The sequence below is a fragment of the Melioribacteraceae bacterium genome, from assembly GCA_030584085.1.
In the GTDB taxonomy this organism is placed as follows: domain Bacteria; phylum Bacteroidota; class Ignavibacteria; order Ignavibacteriales; family Melioribacteraceae; genus SURF-28.
The window spans coordinates 954,582-973,968 of the sequence record CP129490.1 but is presented as its reverse complement, the minus strand read 5'-3'; the positions used below and the strand labels follow the sequence as shown (position 1 = coordinate 973,968).

The 19,387-nt window shown below is 33.7% G+C and carries 16 protein-coding genes; all 16 read right to left on the bottom strand.

Annotated features, from left to right (window positions below):
• Nucleotides 1-12: 12 nt before the first annotated feature.
• A complete protein-coding gene (locus QY331_04480) occupies nt 13-921 on the bottom strand; it encodes a glycosyltransferase family 2 protein (GenBank protein ID WKZ70509.1) in 909 nt (302 codons plus the stop codon).
• Nucleotides 922-937: 16 nt separating this feature from the next.
• Nucleotides 938-2,188: an O-antigen polymerase gene (locus QY331_04475; GenBank protein ID WKZ70508.1), complete on the bottom strand. Its 1,251-nt coding sequence runs from the start codon at nt 2,186-2,188 to the stop codon at nt 938-940.
• Nucleotides 2,189-2,194: 6 nt separating this feature from the next.
• On the bottom strand, nt 2,195-3,115 hold the full coding sequence (locus QY331_04470; protein ID WKZ70507.1) for a glycosyltransferase family 2 protein: 921 nt from the start codon (nt 3,113-3,115) through the stop codon (nt 2,195-2,197).
• Between the two features lies 1 nt (nt 3,116).
• Complete coding sequence (locus QY331_04465; GenBank protein WKZ70506.1) at nt 3,117-4,547, bottom strand: oligosaccharide flippase family protein; 1,431 nt, start codon at nt 4,545-4,547, stop codon at nt 3,117-3,119.
• A gap of 4 nt (nt 4,548-4,551) precedes the next feature.
• Entirely contained in the window at nt 4,552-5,802 is a 1,251-nt protein-coding gene (locus QY331_04460) for a Wzz/FepE/Etk N-terminal domain-containing protein (protein WKZ70505.1), read from the bottom strand.
• 5 nt (nt 5,803-5,807) lie between these two features.
• Nucleotides 5,808-7,655 (bottom strand): SLBB domain-containing protein, encoded by a 1,848-nt coding sequence (locus QY331_04455; GenBank protein WKZ70504.1) that lies wholly within the window; start codon nt 7,653-7,655, stop codon nt 5,808-5,810.
• A gap of 54 nt (nt 7,656-7,709) precedes the next feature.
• Nucleotides 7,710-8,435 carry a hypothetical protein gene (locus QY331_04450; GenBank protein ID WKZ70503.1) on the bottom strand — a complete coding sequence of 242 codons (726 nt, stop codon included), beginning with the start codon at nt 8,433-8,435 and terminating at the stop codon, nt 7,710-7,712.
• Between the two features lie 177 nt (nt 8,436-8,612).
• Nucleotides 8,613-9,902 (bottom strand): cell division protein FtsZ, encoded by a 1,290-nt coding sequence (gene ftsZ / locus QY331_04445; protein ID WKZ70502.1) that lies wholly within the window; start codon nt 9,900-9,902, stop codon nt 8,613-8,615.
• 29 nt (nt 9,903-9,931) lie between these two features.
• Nucleotides 9,932-11,176: a cell division protein FtsA gene (gene ftsA, locus QY331_04440; GenBank protein ID WKZ70501.1), complete on the bottom strand. Its 1,245-nt coding sequence runs from the start codon at nt 11,174-11,176 to the stop codon at nt 9,932-9,934.
• Entirely contained in the window at nt 11,173-11,949 is a 777-nt protein-coding gene (locus tag QY331_04435; GenBank protein ID WKZ70500.1) for an FtsQ-type POTRA domain-containing protein, read from the bottom strand. Before QY331_04435 ends, ftsA begins: the two co-directional genes overlap by 4 nt.
• Entirely contained in the window at nt 11,950-13,332 is a 1,383-nt protein-coding gene (gene murC, locus QY331_04430) for a UDP-N-acetylmuramate--L-alanine ligase (protein ID WKZ70499.1), read from the bottom strand.
• A 2-nt stretch (nt 13,333-13,334) separates the two neighbouring features.
• Complete coding sequence (murG, locus tag QY331_04425; GenBank protein ID WKZ70498.1) at nt 13,335-14,435, bottom strand: undecaprenyldiphospho-muramoylpentapeptide beta-N-acetylglucosaminyltransferase; 1,101 nt, start codon at nt 14,433-14,435, stop codon at nt 13,335-13,337.
• Nucleotides 14,432-15,541 carry a putative peptidoglycan glycosyltransferase FtsW gene (locus QY331_04420; GenBank protein ID WKZ70497.1) on the bottom strand — a complete coding sequence of 370 codons (1,110 nt, stop codon included), beginning with the start codon at nt 15,539-15,541 and terminating at the stop codon, nt 14,432-14,434. The genes murG and QY331_04420 overlap by 4 nt, the downstream gene beginning before the upstream one ends.
• Nucleotides 15,541-16,890, bottom strand: coding sequence for a UDP-N-acetylmuramoyl-L-alanine--D-glutamate ligase (gene murD / locus QY331_04415; GenBank protein ID WKZ70496.1), 1,350 nt, complete (start codon nt 16,888-16,890; stop codon nt 15,541-15,543). The genes QY331_04420 and murD overlap by 1 nt, the downstream gene beginning before the upstream one ends.
• On the bottom strand, nt 16,890-17,999 hold the full coding sequence (gene mraY / locus QY331_04410; protein WKZ70495.1) for a phospho-N-acetylmuramoyl-pentapeptide-transferase: 1,110 nt from the start codon (nt 17,997-17,999) through the stop codon (nt 16,890-16,892). The genes murD and mraY overlap by 1 nt, the downstream gene beginning before the upstream one ends.
• The gene (gene murF, locus QY331_04405; protein ID WKZ70494.1) at nt 17,999-19,387 is read right to left on the bottom strand and encodes a UDP-N-acetylmuramoyl-tripeptide--D-alanyl-D-alanine ligase; all 1,389 of its coding nucleotides are present in this window, start codon (nt 19,385-19,387) and stop codon (nt 17,999-18,001) included. Before murF ends, mraY begins: the two co-directional genes overlap by 1 nt.

Sequence of the window (19,387 nt, the reverse complement as noted above, 5' to 3'; positions counted from 1 at the left end):
TTTCGAATAATTTTAGAAGAAGTTCTTTAAACCCTCAGAAAAACCACTTAATAAAGATTTTTGAGCCTCCTTTACTCGCTTCATATTCTTTTCCGTCGAAGAATATTTGAATTTAATAACTAACCATTTGCCAATGGTATTCAGTAAAGCAAATATGAAAACATATAATTTGATTAATATGCTTTTATCTTTAAAAAAGATAAAACGATTTCTTGTATAATAATAATAATAAAGTGGAGAGTAATTAGACCAGCCAAGACCACCGCCACTTTTATGATAAATAATCGAGTTATGTACATACACAATTTTAAATTTTTCAATAACTCTTTCAGAGAATTCAACTTCCTCAAAATACAGGAAAAATTTTTCATCAAATAAGCCAACTTCTTCAAATACCTCTTTCTTTACTAGTAAACAACAACCTTCTGCCATCGAGATGAATCTGTTTTCATTCGCATATGCGTGCATATTTTTGCCTTTATACTGGGCAATTCCGCCACACAAGAAAAAATTGATCTCTGCACCAGCACAATAAATTATCTCTCTACGGTCGAATAATCCAACTTTGGGAGATGCAATTCCAATATTTGAATTTTCTTCAAATACTTTTAGCATTGGTTCTAAAAAATTATTTGTTACCTCCGTATCATTATTTAATATGAGAACAAAATCATAATTTTTTTGGAGTGCGAACCTAATGCCTAAATTCATTCCCCCAGCATAGCCTAAATTCTTTTTAGCAACAATTATCTCCAGCTTAGGAAATTTTTGAGATAATTTTTCAACAGAGTTATTATTTGAACCGTTATCCACAATAACTATATCAAGGTATTTATATGTTGCCTTTAATAACGAGTTAACACATACGATTGTGTCTTCAAATCCATTATAATTTAATACAATAGCACAAACTCTATACAAATCTACTCCACGTATGTTAGGTTTTATCAGATACTTTTATGAAAAAGAATTGTGAAGCATATATTAAAGTAAAATTGAACATCATATCCAAACGGGTCAACGGATCGGAAGAATAAGAAATAACTATTACTATAAATCCAATTGAATATAACACAAGCCGCTTTACGCTAGGTTTTGACCTTAATAAATAATATGTATATGATATTATAAAACCAAGTATACCTGGCAATATTGCTAAGCCAAGTATTCCAAAATCATAATAGTAAGCCCAATAAAATGGGAATGTGTTATAACCGGATATAAAATGTGGGAATTTTTCCAAACCAAAATATTCAGCTATCCAATGCTTCATACCAAGAAGTGCCGTTAGAAAGTCACTTGTAAAAAAACCAAGAGCGTGATTTTCAATCTTGTTAAAATTATGCACGAAGTTTTCTAAATTCATGACAATATACATGTAGGGTTCTGAGAAAATTGCGTAATCAACGGAAAATTTCATTTCGGCCATGTAATAAAAATAGAATTCAGCTAATTGTGCGATTCGTAAGTTTCTAATTAACAAAACTGATCCCACCAATATCACCAGCATAATTACATAGGTCCTCAGTCTAATATTTCTCCCGGAGTAATAAAGGAAAATAAAAATCATGATCGTTAGAATAAAAAAGTTATATCGTTGTAAAAGCATTAAGAAACTACCGACCGAAATAATGGTAATTACACCTAAAACAGTTTTACGTTTATACTCACCTTTAATAAAAATGAAGTATTGCGCAATTAAGAATAGAATTACATTTACTCCGTTTACAAGCAGATGTAACCCAAAAACACCGAACATTTTTCTAGCTTTGTCCGGTTGAGGAGTAAAAATTGGAATGTATCCCTCAATCAGGAATTCTAATAAAAAACTAGTAGCAAATACTATAAAGTATATGACAATTAATTTAAAGAGTCGTTGTTCATCAAATTCAACATTTCGAATATTTGCTCGTATCTCATGGACACTTTGCAGTTTTTTATCCCAGAAAATTGTGTAGCATATATAAATACCTAATAAAAATGAAGCTAAACCAAGTAAAAGCATAAACCAACCGAAGAGATCCCACTGGACTTGTAATCGACTTAATTTCAAATCTGTCAACCCAATCGCCGTAAGCCAAACTAATCCAAAAGTTCTGGCAGGTGAGAAGAAATCACTCTTTTTAAATAAACCGGTAAAAATTAAAATTACGAGCAATGTAAATGATATGAAGCTGATGATTGTCATCTTAAGTTAATATTTTCCTAAATATTGAAGTCCCCTACCCATACCAAAATTCCTTTTGTAATAATCAAACAGCCCAGCTTTAGCTGATTGAAAAAATCTTTTGTTTGTAAACCGCCAAACGAAAAGTTTAAGCAAGATCACAGTCATAAAATAAATTTTAGAAATTGTTTTTCCAGGGTTTACAAATGATGAATTTATTAATAACAATCTATTCCTTACTGAATAATAAAGTTTGAATGGACTTTCTTTTTCACCAATGACTTTATGATAAATAATTGAATTAGGTATATAAAATAATTCGTAACCATTTTTACGAATTCTTATCGAAAACTCTATATCGTCTAAATACATAAAAAATCTGTTGTCCTCATTGCCAACTTTTCTGAGTACGCTAGTTTTGAGAAAAAGCATACATCCAGTAATAAATTCAGTTTTTTGACAACCAAGTTTTTTAAATTTACCTGAAAAAAATTCACCCTTATAGTTATGGGAAGCAAGACCTCTATATTTGTGTATTTTTCCACCAGCGTACCAAATCTCGTTTCTATTATGCTCACAGAGTATTGTACCACAGGCAGCTCCAATATTACCTTGCTTGTTAAAACCTTTCACCAATTCGCATAAAAAATTTTTATCGACAACTGTATCATTATTCAGTATCAAGATATATTCAGAATTGCGAGATAATAAAATATTTAAGCCAAAGTTGATGCCACCTGTGTAACCCAGATTTGAATCCGTTTTTAAAATTTCATATTCAGGATAATACTTAATAAGTCTTTCATATGAATTGTCTGTCGATGAGTTATCTACTATAAGCAATTTATAATTTTTATAATTTACTGCTTTTATCGAATCTACGCACTCAATTGTATCTTGATATCTATTATAATTAAGAATCAATATATAGACTAAAGGATAATCCATTCTAAGCAATATTGTCTTTTATAGCGAATAAGAGTTGTCTCTCTTTTCCACTAAAATTAATAAAAAGAGTCAGTGTAACAAATATAAAGACACTGACTATGATTCTAGTTATTTCGGAATTTATTAGTTCATTGAAAAATGGTGTAGAAAAAAACACGATTAACAACAAAGGGAATACATACTTAAGATCAACGAACCACAACAGAAATGACTTAGACACGAATGTTAAATAAAAAACGCCAGCAATAAAATTAACCATTATTGAAATTACAATACTCACAGTTATCCCATAAATAGGTAAGAAAATAATATTTAAGCTGATACTTAAAAAAGATGCCACTATAACGGTTATCGTTCTTCGAGATTGTTTGTCACATACTGTAAGGGAGGCTGCAAACGATTCGAAAAAGTATCGTATGAAAACGACAATTCCAGCTAACTTTAAAATAAATACTGAATCTAAAAATTCTGTCTTCTTATAAATATTGTCAAGGATAAATTCGGGATATGAAAAAAATAGAAAGCCTACTAAAAGACCAGTTAGATACAAACATTTAAATAGTACTTTGTTAATTGCCATCCATTTTTGATCACCATTGCTGTATAACCTGGTTAATGTTGGCATTAGTGCTCCGACTAGAACATCGGGAATAATTAATGAGATCATCATTAATTTGAAAACCGCCTGATAAAGTCCGGCATCAAATTCTCCTCGAATCGCTAGAATAAGAATTGAATCAATTTGGAAGAAGAGGGTTCCAAAAAGAAGATGAAATCCAAAAATCATTACCTTCTTAAATTCAACTCTCAGTCTAACAAAGTTAAAGTTCAAAACTATTTTGTCGAGATTCTTTTTGAATATAGTATAGGCTACGATAAGACTGAATAACCTTATCGCGACCATTGAGACAGCAAGTATGACAAGATCTTGTTGGAAATAAGCTAAGCCACCGATAACAGTTAATAATCCAAAATTACTTATTGATGAAACAATTGCTTCATACTTAAATTTCTCAATTCCTCTAAAGAAAGCAAATAAGAGATTCAGTAAGGAAGTAAAAACCATATTGAACAGAAAAATAAATACCAATGTTTTTGATGATTCCGGAATTGGCAGCAAAAGATTAGTTATTGCTAAAAGGATTGCTGCTGCCAGGGTAAAGACGAATTTAATAGGAAAATATTTGCTGACTATCTTTCTGATATCATTTCTGTATCGAGCTATTTCTGTAGTAATAAGGATATCGAAACCAAAATCAGCAAGCAGCAAAAACAATGTTGATAATGTATGCGCCGTTGAGAAGAGACCAAACTCTTCAGCCCCAAAAATTCTCGCTATAATAATAAAGATTAATGAATTGGCTACAAGACGAGCAAGTGATGAGATAAAATAATAAAGTGAGTTCCTTTTTAATAGGCTTATTTCACTCATCTCTTCAGCTTTTTTTAATTAACTTACGAAGCTTCACATAATCATTGTAGAGTGAATCTTTAATATATATTGATCTGGAATCTTGAAGATTATTAAACTTTTTGAGCAGATGAATTGAAAACACTATAAACAATCCCAGTAATAAGGATATGACAAACGAAACCGCCAAATAAATTGTCCCTTTTGGTTTTGCTTTTCTTTCCGCGGGACCTGCATAATCCAGAACAAGGACTGATGGAGTATTTCTTACTTCTTCAACTTTTGCTTGTTCGTAAAGCGGTGTTACAAATTCCAGGATTTCGTATTGTATTTCTAAATCCCTGTAAATTTTTAAATAATTTCTGCCAAGTTCCGGAGCTTGCCTAAATGGTATTAACAAATTAACATCATCATCGGTCATTTTACTACCGGTTGTACTCATCGAGTTTATTCGCTTCTCTAATTCATTTACTTGCGCTTTTGATATACTTACTAAAGGATGATTTTCATTAAGTGATTGTTCCAACACTTTTAATTCCAGTTGTTTCTCAACTAACTGTCCATACATCGCAGCCATTGCAGTCACGGTAGTTTTTAATTGTTCAGGTACCGCTATCACACCATATTTTTCTTGAAAATCCCTCATTGCATACTCTAACGAATCGATATCAGCTAAATTTTTGAAATATCTTTTTTCGATAAACTCCCTATTTGCCTTTGCATTGAATACATGCATCCGGGTGTTAACTTCATTTAGCTGATCGACAAAATAATTAGCCATGTCAGCGGCACGTTGTTTATCCTTATCATAAACAGAGATAATCAACTGACCTTCATCGCCGACTTCCATGTTTACGTTTCCTTGCAATTCTTTGACAAGCTTTTCATAATAATCATCTTCCATTTCATAAACTTCGCGGAGATTAAATTTCTTTATAACGTTATCGTAAACCGTGCTACTTTGTAAAATAGCTAAATATCTATCGGTTTCTGTGTTCCCGGTAAGACTAGCCAAACCGCTCGAAGCAGAAAAACCTTTTACTATTGATGATAAGCCTCCCAAACTACCTAACAGACTTGATTGTTCTGCCGCTAAAACTACCGATGTTGATTTGTACCATTTGGGCGCAACCAGGGCATACACCGTAGCAATAATAGTTATCGATAAAATAAAGATTACTAAGAAGTATCTATACCTTACGATAGTTGTTACGAATTCTACTAAAGGTGAACCGGTCATTTTTTGTTCTTGTATTTGTGTTTCTTGATTATTCATAAATTTTAGTTTCCTCCTCCACTAGAACTCGATTGAGCGACAAGAATAACGGTTGCTATACCCGCAGCAACAGCGACTATTTCAGCAAACCAAGAAAACCAGTAGCTAAATGTTTTATCCTCAAAATCCATATCACGAGGTATATAAATCACATCTCCGGGTTCAATGTTTGTATCGCTTGGATCAACCCAATTTTTTGTACCGGCTTTAATAATTCGAGTATCCCCCGATTGAGCCATTTCACCATAACCCCCGGCTAAATTAATGTAGAAATCATACTCGGCATCGGGTACATAGTTATAATATCCGCTCCTTGCAATTTGTCCAAAGACATATACTGTATTTTGCTTTTCAGGTATTATTATTACATCACCATCCTGCAGTGTTATATTATAATTCTCATTTTCATTTATGAAAAGTTCAACAAAATCAACGGCAACAAAACCACGTTTAATTGCATATTCATAGTTAAAATATTCTCTCATTCTTTGGTTGAGGGCACCAAGACGCATCTCTTCGAGCCGCATGTAATCAGGATTCTCTTTTGCTTTGTCAATTTCCTCACCAAATCTTATAACAGAAGCTTGCGAAAGCGATGCATGTTTTGTAAATCCTCCGGCTTCCTCAATCAAGTCCCTAATTGTGGTTTGATTTCGTATAATCGGATAAACACCAGGGGAAACAACTTCACCTTTGATTGTAACACTCAATGCTTGTTCACGAGGATATTTGGGTCGGAAGACAATTCTATCTCCCGGTTGAAGAGGCATACCAGTCTTCTTAGAATTAATTATATCTGTAACATTAATCACCATTTTTGTGATTTCGCCGGTATTAAAATTAGTACGATACAGATTTACTTTTTCCAAATCAGCGATTTCAGTTGGGCCTTGGGAAATTGCAAAAATTGAGCTCAAGGAATCGTGGGGTGAATATTCATATTCACCAGTCAATCTTACTTCCCCACTTATTGTTAGACTGTTACCATGCAAAGATTCATTCGGAATGAATATTCTATCGCCGTCTTGCAAAAACGGATTATATTTTACATCTCCTGTTGCATAATATCTGACCAAATCAACATTAAGAGTATCGCCATTTAATCTAATCAGCTTAATATTTCTCAATGACATTTTCAGTCTCTGTTCTTTAAGCTCGTCATTTCTGAAGTACTGAATTACACCTTGTCTGTTTAGTAATTCTCTTTCTTGAGTTTGTAACTGAGAAATATCAGATTGCGCTAAATTGGTTTTAAGGTTGGCCAAATAAATGACCTCATCTACTCTTTGAACTGAAGATGCATAAAAATTACCAGGATTATTTACCACCCCGCCAACCGATACAGTAAAAATTCTAGGAGAAATTAAGGTAGTAGATACTTTAGAATTCTTGAATTGGCTTGATAAAACTTTTTCTACCTCTTTCTTGGCTTGCGATAAATACATGTTTCTGACATTAATCACACCAATTGTAGGGATTACAATTGTAGCTTCCGGTGAAACTTGCAGAATAAATGAGTTTGGTAGATTACCAACAATTGTAACATCCAAAATATCACCCGGTCCAACCAAATACTTGTCTGGATCAATTGGTCCTTGAAGCGGAATCGCTTCTCTCAATTTTTCGATTAATTTTTCTTTATCAACATCATAAGATGGAAAAAGATCACTTGTTAATTGGGAAGATTTGGATCCAAATAGATTTTGGTAATAACTTTGAATCGATTTCGTATCGTTCATCGACCAAGTTTCCAACATTCCGGTAGGTTTTTTCTCTTCTGTATCATCATCCTGAGCAAATAAGACTGAGGATATAAAAATTAGAGCAAAAATTATTTCAAAGACTTTTTTCATCGAAAAATATTCCTTTTGAACTTGGTTTAAATTCTTTTTAAAGTATAACTTTATTTAAAACGCAAAAAATCCTAAGTAAACACCTGCTTGAATAAAAAATGAATTTGCATTTAAATCTGATGGAACTCCGTTTAATTTTAATTCATTGTTTAGTTTCCAATCATCTGCAAAGGTTACTATATACCCTGTCCCGATTCTGAATGCTAAGTATCTTGTAACCGGGTAATCGATATTCAAAGTTGGTGTAATTGTATAAAATGTATTTTCAATTGAATTCATTTTTGTATCAGTCTCAGTGCCAAAACCTGACCAGGTATCATTCCATTCTGCTGAATTAGTATTTTGGTAAAGATCTATATTTATACTTCCGGAACCTAGGATTGCCCCAACTGATATTGCAGGTGTTTTAAGAATTGGTAATGTGTATTCGATCGTTACTCCTCCCATTGATAAGGAATAATCAACTTGTCGATTTACTCCGTTTACATTTCCTTCACGGGATTGTGTTAATCCGAATCCCATTCCACCGATTCGTAAATTTTCCACCAATAATATATAAATATAACCTGAACCGCCGTATGCCATCATTCCTGATGTAGAGAGTTGATCGACTCCAAAATTTGGTAACATGCTGTTGACAGGATCGACATTTGGCATTACCCAAACAGGATTGAATCCGCCGGCAAGACCGAATTTTGTAATCCATCCAACATTTTGACCGTCTTGAGCAAAATTTGGGAGGGAAATTAATAGAAATAAAACAAAAACCTTTTTTGTCATTCCGTCTGATTTAATAATGGATTAAGAAGGTAAAATTAGTAATAATAAACTAAAATAAAAACCAATAACGAAGGTAAAAACAAAAGGCTGTGTCGATATCTTGTTTTGCAACCATGTCACCACAACAAGGTAAGATTCGTCAACAGCCTTTTGGCAGAAAGGGATTTAGGGTTAACCTTAATCCATCATCATTCGTAAAAATGAGGAACTGTCTTGCTCTCTCATTTCAAATTCTTTCTTTTTCTTCTTTTCCTCAGCTTTTTCACTTTCGAAGGCATCCATCTGTTCAATTTTGAATCCGCCTTTAATTTCGGATTCTGCAGATTCAAACATCTTTTTCTGTGATCCTTTTACTCTGAAGATTGTCGGTACATCTAAATTTTCTTCGTCTTCAATTTCCAATTCTCGTCGATTAAACCCACCGATGGGAAATCTTTCTGTTTCTTCTTTCGGCTTTTCGGGTTTTTCTGCTCTCAATTTACTTACACCGCTAGATTCACTTCTTGAAGAAAATCCAGTTGCAATTACAGTGTACGAAACATATTCATTCATTTCTTCTTTATTAACTAAACCAAATATAATGTTAGCTTCTTCACCGGCAGCTTCGTAAATAACTCTATTACCTTCCTCGATTTCCTGCATCGTTAGATTGCTTGAACCGGTTACATTAAGTAGAATATTCTTTGCACCTTTGATTGAAATACCTTCCAACAGAGGTGATGAAATTGCTTTTTGAGCAGCTTCAACGGAACGATTTTCACCTGAAGAAATTCCGCAACCCATCAATGCTTCGCCGCTATGATTCATTACTGAACGCACATCGGCGAAATCAACATTTATAATTCCGGGTACGGTTATAATATCAGCGATACCTCTGGTAGCTTCATAAAGAACTTCGTTGGGTTTATCGAATGCAGTTAACGCACCAACCGAACTATCCAAAATGTTTAGAATTCTTTCGTTAGGGATAACTATTAAACTATCTACAAATTGTCTGAGTTCTTGAATACCTGCTTCGGCATTCATCATTCGCTTTTTACCTTCCCAGCGAAATGGTTTTGTAACAATTCCGATCACTAAAGCACCAACACTTTTTGCTATAGATGCAACAATAGGTGCTCCACCGGTTCCGGTTCCACCACCCATTCCGGCAGTGACAAATACCATATCACTGTGGTTTAAAATTCCCTTAATTTTTTCTCTATCCTCTTCGGTTGCTTTCTTTCCTACTTCAGGATCAGCTCCGGCACCAAGACCCTTTGTCAGTCCAACACCTACTTGAACTTTATGATCTGCACTATTTTTTTGGAGAACTTGTGCGTCAGTATTAATAGCGACATACTCTACGCCTGTCAATCCTCTTTTGATCATACTTTCGATAGCGTTACAACCGCCACCGCCTACGCCTACAACTTTAAGACGTGCGGAAAGTTCATGATCGCGTTCTAGGGTGGCAAATTTACTCATGTTACCTCCTTGTTGTGGTATTTATGTTTTTATAATTCATCAAAAAATTCTTGTATTCGTTTGAAGAAACTTCCAATTTTGACCGTACTTTTATCTTTTTTTAATTTGAAAGTTTTTCCGGTATCTTCTGCTGGTGAACCGGGAACTCCCTTTATCAATCCACCTACGGTTGCAAATTCAGGACTTTCAATTTCATTTGATAAACCAGATCCAAGTTCAATAGGTATTCCGATTCTTGCAGGCATACCAAAAACTTCTTCGGCTAATTCTTTACAACCTTTTAATAATGAGCCGCCGCCGGTTAAAACTATTCCGGCTTTAATTTTATTTTTGAATCCCGTTTGTCTTAATTCGTTATCTATTATAGAGAAGAGTTCACGCATTCTTACATGTATAACCTGTGTTAAGAGTGTTACGGGAATTTTAACATTACCTCTTGCACCAACACCTTTTATATAGATATCTTCTTCTTTGATTATTGCCTCTTCAGTTGCGTAACCAAATTCTTTTTTCAATTTCTCAGCTTCTGATGTAACAATTCCCAAAGATTCTCTTATATCATTTGTTACTTGGTTGCCGGCAACACCGATAACTTTTGTATGCTTAATACTCTTATCATGAAAAATTGCGACATCTGTGGTACCACCGCCAATGTCAATAAGAGTAACTCCCAAATCCATTTCATTTTCATCAAGTACGGAAACACTTGATGCAATCGGTTGAAGTATATAATTTGAAACCGAATAACCGGCTCGTTCAACCGATTTTTTAATGTTTTGAATTGCCGGTATTGATGCCAGCACAACATGATTAACAGCTTCTAACCTTGAACCTGACATACCAATTGGATCTTCTATTCCACCTTGATAATCAACAAAAAATTCTTCCGGAATTATGTGAAGGATTTGTCGATCCGAAGGAATTCTAATTGTTTTAACATCGGCTCGTAATCTATCAAGATCACCTTGCGTAATTTCTTTATCCGGATTACTTATGGTAACATAATTTCTATGACGAAGGCTAGTGATATGTTCACCGGCGACACCAACATTTAGATTTCTAACTTCGAAACCCGCACGGTTAGAAGCTATTTCCATTGCTTCTTTAATTGCTTCTGCAGTTTTAGCAATGTTCGCAACTAATCCACGATTAAGACCTTCAGAAGGAGCAACACCGAAGCCAAGGATATTCAGTTTGTTATCCATCTGCTCTGCGATAACAGCACATACTTTCGTCGTACCTAAATCTAATCCGGCTATAATATTTTTTTTCATGTTTGAGTTTCCTCTACTTGTAAATTTTCTCCGATGAGACCAAGATAAACTTTATCAGTAAATCGGAGATCGACATATTCGAGTAACTTGTTTGCCTGAACAGTTCCAATACTTTCCCAAAGTTTTTCGAAGACAACCATTTTCTTTATTTCATCTTTTGCACCGAGTATAACCGGATAATCAACCGATGAAAAATGTATTACTGCGTTTTTACCATTTCTAAAATCAATTTCGGAAAGGTTATCATACAAACTTGGATTTAACAGTTTTGCAGCCGTTAATATTTTGAATGATGTTTTTAGTTCGTAATTATCTCTTACTATCTTAAAGTGGGAGATGCTTTTATCATCCGATGCAATTTGAATAACCGGATAATTTATATTCTGCGAATTTTTTAATACCGGAATTATTTCCATATCACCGGACATTAAGTATCTATTGTTGTTAGTTATTAACAATGCTTTTAACTCTTTTTCTTTGATACGAACAACAACTTTTCCATCTCCTGTATATTCAACGTTAACTTGCTTTATATATGGATGTTTTTGAAATCTATCTCTTATTAATTGAAGTGATAGTAAATGATAATCAGTTTTCTCATGCAGATTAGCATACTCGAAGTAGGAATTTTTCGGAAGATGAAAATTTCCGTTAATCTCAATCACAGAAATATTAATCTTATCGTTTCGTTCAACCCCAAACGATAAATAAATAACCATTCCGATTAAGAAGATTAATACGATCGTCGCTATTTTTCCGCTGAGATTTTTCATTTATTTATTTTTTAACATTTCGACAAATTTTTCACCGAATTTCCAAATATCACCGGCACCCATTGTTACAATTATGTCATTCTTCTTATGGAGCTTCATTAAAAGATCGGGTATTTTATTTTTATCCGATTCATAGATTACATGCTTATGTCCAAAATCTTTTGCTGTGTTAGCAATTAATTCACCAGAAATTCCATCAATTGGTTTTTCCCTTGCAGGGTAAACATCAGTACAAATGAAAACATCTGTATTCAGGAATGATCTACCAAATTCCGCATAGAAATCTCTCGTTCTTGAATAAAGATGCGGTTGAAAAACAACGACAAGTCTATTTTTCCATCCAGCTCTAATTCCGGATAAAGTTGCGTTTGTTTCAGTCGGATGATGTGCATAGTCATCAATTACAAGAATATCGTTGCTGTATTTAGTTTCAAATCGTCTGTAAACACCGGTGAATGATTCTAAAGCTTTTTTAATTGTTGTAAAATCGATTCCCATTTCTTTAGCAATACATACAGCAACAAGTGAATTTTTCACAAAGTGAACACCGGGCATTTGCAAAGTAATTCTACCAAGTTCTTCACCTTTATAAATTACGGTATAACTACTTGTGTAATGCTCGTGTTTAATATCGATTGCTCTGATATCAGCTTGGGAAGTCAAGCCGTATGTAAATACTTTTTTGTTTATTAACGGAATAATATCTTGAAGCGCCGGTTCATCCATGCATAAAACAACAAAACCAAAGAATGGAACTTTGTTTGCAAACTGAACAAATGCCGATTTTATGTCATCCAAATCTTTGTAAGTATCAAGATGCTCTTTTTCTAATGTTGTAATTGCTGCAATACTTGGTGTCAATTTTAAAAATGTTCTATCAAATTCATCGGCTTCAACTACAATAAATTCGCTGTTGCCAAGTCGAGCATTAGTTCCGCCTAATCCACTTAGTTTACCACCAACAATAATTGTAGGATCAATTCCGCCTTCAGTTAAAACCAATCCCACCATTGAAGTAGTTGTAGTTTTACCATGTGTACCGGCAATACCAATTCCATATTTCATTCTCATACATTCTGCAAGCATTTCCGATCTTTTGATTACCGGTATCTTTCTAGCGATTGCTTCTTTAACTTCGGGGTTTTCAACTGTCACTGCCGATGAATAAACAAGCACATCTGCTTCTTCTAAATTTTCAGTTTTATGACCTTCGTAAATTTTTATTCCGAGTGATTCAAGTCTATCGGTTACTTCACTTTTAGCAATATCGGATCCGGAAACTTTGAAGCCTTTTGTAAGAAGAATTTCTGCAATTCCGCTCATACCGATTCCACCGATTCCAACCATGTGAACATTTTTTACGGTATTCATCATCATAGCCATAATTACAATTGCTCCGCTAAATTAATTGCATTTTCCGCGACAACTTTTGCCGCATCAGGTTTAGAAAATTTTAGGATGTTTTTTTTCATTAAATCTAATTTTGTCGAGTCATTTATAATTGAATTTACTTTCTCAAATAAATCCGAATTTATTTTTCCATCGTCAATTAATTCTGCTGCATTTTCTTTTACTAATGATTCAGCATTTTTAAATTGATGATTTGCCGCTACATTTGGTGACGGAACTAGAATTACAGGTAATCCTAAATAGCTTAACTCTGCAATTGTTGTAGCTCCTGCTCTTGCAATTATTAAATCAGCACATGAATAAGCTGACTTCATATCATCAATGTATGGCATAACCTTTACCGAGTCGGAGTTATAATTCAAATAATTCTCGTAATAATATTTTCCTGTTTGCCATAAAATCTGAATATCATTCCCAACAAAAGATTGAATATTGTTTGCGATAGCTTTATTGATTGAACCGGCACCACCGCTTCCGCCAATTACAAGAAGAATCTTTTTTGTTGAATCTAGATTCAAATTCTTAACCGCTTCAGTTCTATCAATCAATTTTAATTTGGGTCTGATTGGATTTCCAGTAACTACAAGCTTTTCGCTTTGTCTAAAATATTTTTTTGAATCTTCATAGCTTATATGTATTTGATCAGCTTTCTTTTCTAATAATCTATTTGTCACTCCTGGATAACTATTTTGCTCTAATAAAATGATTTTCGTTCCCAATGTTGATGCGGCAGAAATAACAGGTCCGGCAACATAAGCACCTGTTCCAATTGCAACACGAGGCTTGAATTTTGTAAGAGCAATCAAACTTTGGAAATATGAGACAAACACTTTTAATGGAAAAAGAATATTGCTAAGATTCAATTGCCGAGAAAATCCGCTTATCCAAATAGATATAAAGTTAAACCCGCTCGCGGGAGCAACTTTCGATTCAATTTTATTTTTTGTTCCTATAAACAATATTTCTGATTCCGGTTTTAGTTCTTTTATTTTTTCTGCAACTGCAATTGCCGGATAAAGATGTCCACCTGTGCCGCCACCTGCAAAAACAAAACGATATATTGGTGAACCTTTCATGCTTGCGATAATCTCAATTCTCGTTTTTTTATAGTTTCTTTAGCAATACTTAAAATAATTCCGACCGAAAGACCGAATACTATAATTGATGTGCCACCAAAACTTATAAACGGTAAAGTAATCCCGGTTGTCGGCAGAATGCCCGATACAACCCCAGCATTAATGAACGCACTGATTATTATGTTAAACGATAATCCGAATGCAAGAAGTTGACCAAATTTATCAGTTGCTTTTTTTGCGATAATCAATCCGGCTAAAAAGATTGTTAAGTAAATTAAAAGAGTAACAATAGCTCCGATGAATCCATACTCTTCACCGAGAATCGAGAAAATAAAATCGCCGTACGATTCTGGTAAAAACAAATCACTCTGCCTGCTGTTTCCAATTCCTTTCCCGATTAATCCACCGCTTCCTAATGCAACTTTAGCTTGATACACTTGTATGTTCATGCTGGATTCGCTTCCGAAGCTATTTATGAATGCTAAAATTCTTTGCCTTGAATGCGAGAATAACATCATCATTATAAATCCAACTGATGCAGTTCCGGATAAAGTAAAAAGAATATGTTTAAGTCTAGCACCACCGATATAAAGCAGAGTAAAACTTGTGAGAATAATTATCATACTTGTACTTAAGTTTGGCTGAACTAAAACCAAACCACTAATTAAAAACACCCAGAAGAGTAAATAGATTAAACCATTTTTAAAATCATGTAGAATTTCATTTTTCTTTTCGATAAGAACGGCTAGATGCATAATCAAAATAATTTTGGCTAAATCCGATGGCTGGAATTGTATGAATCCAAGATTTATCCATCTCGATGCACCTTTTACAGAGGGAGCAATAAATAATGTTAATACAAGTAAAAAAACTATTCCGAACATGGCTTGTTTGCTGTATCGTTTATAGAATTCATACGGGATTGAAGCGAAGATTATCATTACTCCGATAGCGGCTAGAATTTTCCATAAATGCGAGTTAAATAAATAGTAGAAATTATTAAACTTCATTTGACTGTATGTTCCGCTAGCAGAAAACACTAAAACACCGCCGAGCAACATCAACGAAATAACACAGAGCAATATTATTCTAGTTAATAATCTCATTAATTCAGACTCATCACTATTTGTTTGAAAACTTCACCTCTATGTTCAAAGTTTTTGAACATATCAAAACTTGCGCATGCAGGTGAAAGTAATACTATTTCATTTGCTTCTGCTTCATTTCTTCCGGCTACCACACAATCTTCCATTGTTTCTTTTTTATCCACGCTTACAATGTCATGGAAAAAATCATATACTTTATCTTTGGATGATCCTATTGCATAGATTTTTTTAACTTTTGATTTCACTAAATCTTTAATAATATTATAATCGTTGCCTTTATCTTTGCCGCCAAGTATTAATAAAATTTTAGTATCGAAGCTTTGTAAAGCATACCAAACCGAATCAACATTTGTGGCTTTGGAATCATTAATAAATTTTATTCCTTCAATTTCTCTTACAAATTCTAAGCGATGTTCAACACCTTTGAAACTTGCAAACGCATCTTTAATTTTTTCGTTTGTAATACCAATTAATTTTGCTACAATTAATGCAGCTAAAGCATTTGATCTATTGTGTTCACCCTTTATATAAAGTTCACTGCAATCACAAATTTCTTCTTCAACATTATTATTCACGAATATGAATTTTCCATCCGAACAAAAAGCTCCGTTTTCAACTTTATTTTTTGTAGAGAAAAAGTATCGATTTACTTTTGAATCTATCTGAAGTTTGGATAATGATGAATCATCAGCGTTTAATATCAAAAAGTCATTTTCGTCTTGGTTTTCGAAAATTCTTAGCTTTGCTTGTTTATATTTTTCGAATGAGTTTTCATAACGATCTAAATGATCCGGTGTGATATTTAAGATCACTGAAAATTTTGGTTTGAATGTATTTATATGATCTAACTGGAAACTCGAAGTCTCAAGTGAAACAAAGTCATTACCATTAAGTTTATCGACTATTCCTGATAGCGCATTTCCAATATTACCCGCTGGATAAGAAATATAACCAGCTTCGTTTAAAAGATAATTCAATAATGTAGTAGTAGTAGTTTTTCCGTTTGAACCTGTAATGGCAACGATTGAACCTTCACAAAACCAGGATGCAAATTCAATTTCACTATAAATTGGAATGTCTTTCGATTTTGCATTTACTAGAACATCGGAATCACTTGGTACGCCCGGACTTGTAACTATAAAATCGCAATCAAAAACTTTTTTCGAGTGATTACCAAATTCGTATTGAATTTTTAATTGATCGAATTCTCGTTCTGCATCAACTAATTTTTCTGATGTATTAGAATCGGAAACAAATGGAATTGCACCATGAGCCAATGCAAGCTTAGCAGCAGCAACACCACTTCTAACAGCACCGATGATCGATATTTTTTTATCTTTTATAATCATTAACGTATCTTAAACGAAGCCAAACTTATTATTGCCAAAATTATTGTTATGATGTAAAATCTGATTACAATTTTAGGCTCGGTCCACCCTTTCATTTCAAAATGATGATGAATAGGAGCCATTAAGAAAACTCTTCTTCCTTCACCGTATTTTTTCTTTGTGTATTTGAAATACAATCTTTGAATAATTACCGAAACAGTTTCAAGGAAGAAAATCCCGCCGAGGATTGGAATCAATAATTCCTTTTTAATTAGTATGGCTATTATTCCGAAAGCCCCTCCCATTGCAAGTGAACCTGTGTCGCCCATGAAAATTTGTGCCGGATAAAAATTAAACCATAAGAATCCCAAACCTGCACCGACAAAAGCGGCAATGAAAACTGTAAGTTCACCAGAACCGGGTAAGTACATAATATTCAAGTAATCCGAGTAGATAACATTGCCGGATACGTATGCGATGACAGCAAGTGTTAGCATGACTATTGTCATTGTTCCCATCGCAAGTCCGTCCAAGCCGTCAGTAAGATTTACGCCGTTTGAAATTGCTGTTATTATAAAGATAACCGCCGGTATATATAGATAAGAGAAATCAAAATTGAGATTTTTAAAAAACGGCAATGTTGTTTGAGTACTATACTGTGCAAACTCGGGTGAAAAATAAATTACTGCACCTACAACTAATCCTACAAAAATTTGACCGACTAACTTATACTTTGCAATTAATCCTTTTGGATATTTTTTCACAACTTTTAGATAGTCATCAATGAAACCGACTAAGCTTAAAAATAGCATTCCAAAAGTTGGAAGAAGTATATATGTACTTTTTAAATCACTCCAAAGTAATATTGGAATTGTAATCGATATCATAATGATGATACCGCCCATCGTAGGAGTTCCGGCTTTAGCTTTGTGAGTTTCTGGACCGTCAACTCTTATTGTTTCACCAATTTGTTTGCGATGTAAATAATTGATCAACTTTGGTCCGACATAAAATGCAAGAATCAACGCAGTAATAGCCGCTAAAATTGAGCGGAATGTTAGGAACCGGAAGATATCGAATCCCGGCGGACTAAATTTGTCATTGATATAATCAAACAAATAGTAAAACATTATTGCATTCTCTTTTTAATTATTTCGACGAACTCTTCCATCTTCATTCCACGCGAGCCTTTTATCAAGATTACAGAATCATTTATATCCATCACATTTGCAAAACGTTTTAGACTTTCTCGTAGTGTAAAGTGTAAAGTTGCAATCTTTGTAGAAGGTAAAGCTTCATACAAATTCTTCATAAGTTTACCATGCATATAAACTTCGTCGACTTTTCTTTTCATAATATAGTCTTTAAGATCAGCATGGAGTTTTTCTTTTCCTTTACCGAGTTCGAGCATATCACCAAGAATTAAGATTCTTCGTTTATACTTTTTGATCTGACTTAGCAAATCAACTGCCGCTCTTACCGAATCCGGATTTGAATTATATGTATCGTCAATTAACATTGTTGTTTCTGAAATAATTGGATTTAATCTTCCTTTTACTACCTCAAATTTTTTGGTTGCATCGATAATTTCCTTTTTAGTTAGACCAAATGTGATTGCAACCGCGACTGTTGCTAGATAATTTTTTACATTTGATTCGCCTAAAAGTGGAAGAACAACTTTTAACTTTTTCCCTTTGCCAATAATCTCAACTTCGGGATATCCATATTGACTGAAACCGATTAGTCTTCCTTTTATATCGACTTTTCCCTTGAAGCCATAAGTAATAACATCTTTATAATTCTTTTTACTTTTGCTTAGATACGGATCATCATTGTTGATTAGAATTGTTCCATTGTTATCATCCGTTACAGATAACAAATATGATTTTTCCTTGAAGACGCCATCTCTATCTACTAAGAATTCCAAATGTGAGTCACCGATATTAGTAATTAAAGACAAATCAGGTTCGGATATTTTTGCTATGTATTCAATTTCACCAAAATGATTTGTGCCTTCTTCAAGTACTACTGCTTGAGTTTTTTCATTTGCAGTAAATAGGGTCAACGGGACACCAATATGATTATTATTGTTTGCAACTGATTTTGTTACTGAGTATTTGGCTGATAAAAGTGTCGCAATCATTTCCTTGGTGCTGGTTTTACCGTTACTACCCGTCAACCCAATTACTTTTGCATTTAGTTTCTGTCTCCAAACATTTGCAAGATTACCGTAAGCTTTAGTTGTATTATCAACAGCGATTACCGGAATTTTAATAGATGAAAAATCTTTCACTCTCTTTTTTGAAATCATTACTGCTGAAGCACCGTTAGTAATTGCTTCTTTTATATATTTATGCCCGTCAGTTCGCTTACCTTTTATTGCAACAAACAAAGTGTTTTTACTTATGTTACGGGAATCAATAGAAACTTTTTTAACAGGCTTAAATTCATCGGGATTATAAATGACTGCGCCTGGCAAATTGAAAAAATCTTCCAATGTAATTTTTAATGATTTCAT

Excerpts from the sequence above, each read along its gene's own strand:
- QY331_04475 (WKZ70508.1), bottom strand. The coding sequence starts at position 2,188 with ATGACAATCATCAGCTTCATATCATTTACATTGCTCGTAATTTTAATT.
- QY331_04470 (WKZ70507.1), bottom strand. The coding sequence starts at position 3,115 with ATGGATTATCCTTTAGTCTATATATTGATTCTTAATTATAATAGATAT.
- QY331_04465 (WKZ70506.1), bottom strand. The coding sequence starts at position 4,547 with ATGAGTGAAATAAGCCTATTAAAAAGGAACTCACTTTATTATTTTATC.
- QY331_04460 (WKZ70505.1), bottom strand. The coding sequence starts at position 5,802 with ATGAATAATCAAGAAACACAAATACAAGAACAAAAAATGACCGGTTCA.
- QY331_04455 (WKZ70504.1), bottom strand. The coding sequence starts at position 7,655 with ATGAAAAAAGTCTTTGAAATAATTTTTGCTCTAATTTTTATATCCTCA.
- QY331_04450 (WKZ70503.1), bottom strand. The coding sequence starts at position 8,435 with ATGACAAAAAAGGTTTTTGTTTTATTTCTATTAATTTCCCTCCCAAAT.
- ftsZ (WKZ70502.1), bottom strand. The coding sequence starts at position 9,902 with ATGAGTAAATTTGCCACCCTAGAACGCGATCATGAACTTTCCGCACGT.
- ftsA (WKZ70501.1), bottom strand. The coding sequence starts at position 11,176 with ATGAAAAAAAATATTATAGCCGGATTAGATTTAGGTACGACGAAAGTA.
- QY331_04435 (WKZ70500.1), bottom strand. The coding sequence starts at position 11,949 with ATGAAAAATCTCAGCGGAAAAATAGCGACGATCGTATTAATCTTCTTA.
- murC (WKZ70499.1), bottom strand. The coding sequence starts at position 13,332 with ATGGCTATGATGATGAATACCGTAAAAAATGTTCACATGGTTGGAATC.
- murG (WKZ70498.1), bottom strand. The coding sequence starts at position 14,435 with ATGAAAGGTTCACCAATATATCGTTTTGTTTTTGCAGGTGGCGGCACA.
- QY331_04420 (WKZ70497.1), bottom strand. The coding sequence starts at position 15,541 with ATGAGATTATTAACTAGAATAATATTGCTCTGTGTTATTTCGTTGATG.
- murD (WKZ70496.1), bottom strand. The coding sequence starts at position 16,890 with ATGATTATAAAAGATAAAAAAATATCGATCATCGGTGCTGTTAGAAGT.
- mraY (WKZ70495.1), bottom strand. The coding sequence starts at position 17,999 with ATGTTTTACTATTTGTTTGATTATATCAATGACAAATTTAGTCCGCCG.
- murF (WKZ70494.1), bottom strand. The coding sequence starts at position 19,387 with ATGAAATCATTAAAAATTACATTGGAAGATTTTTTCAATTTGCCAGGC.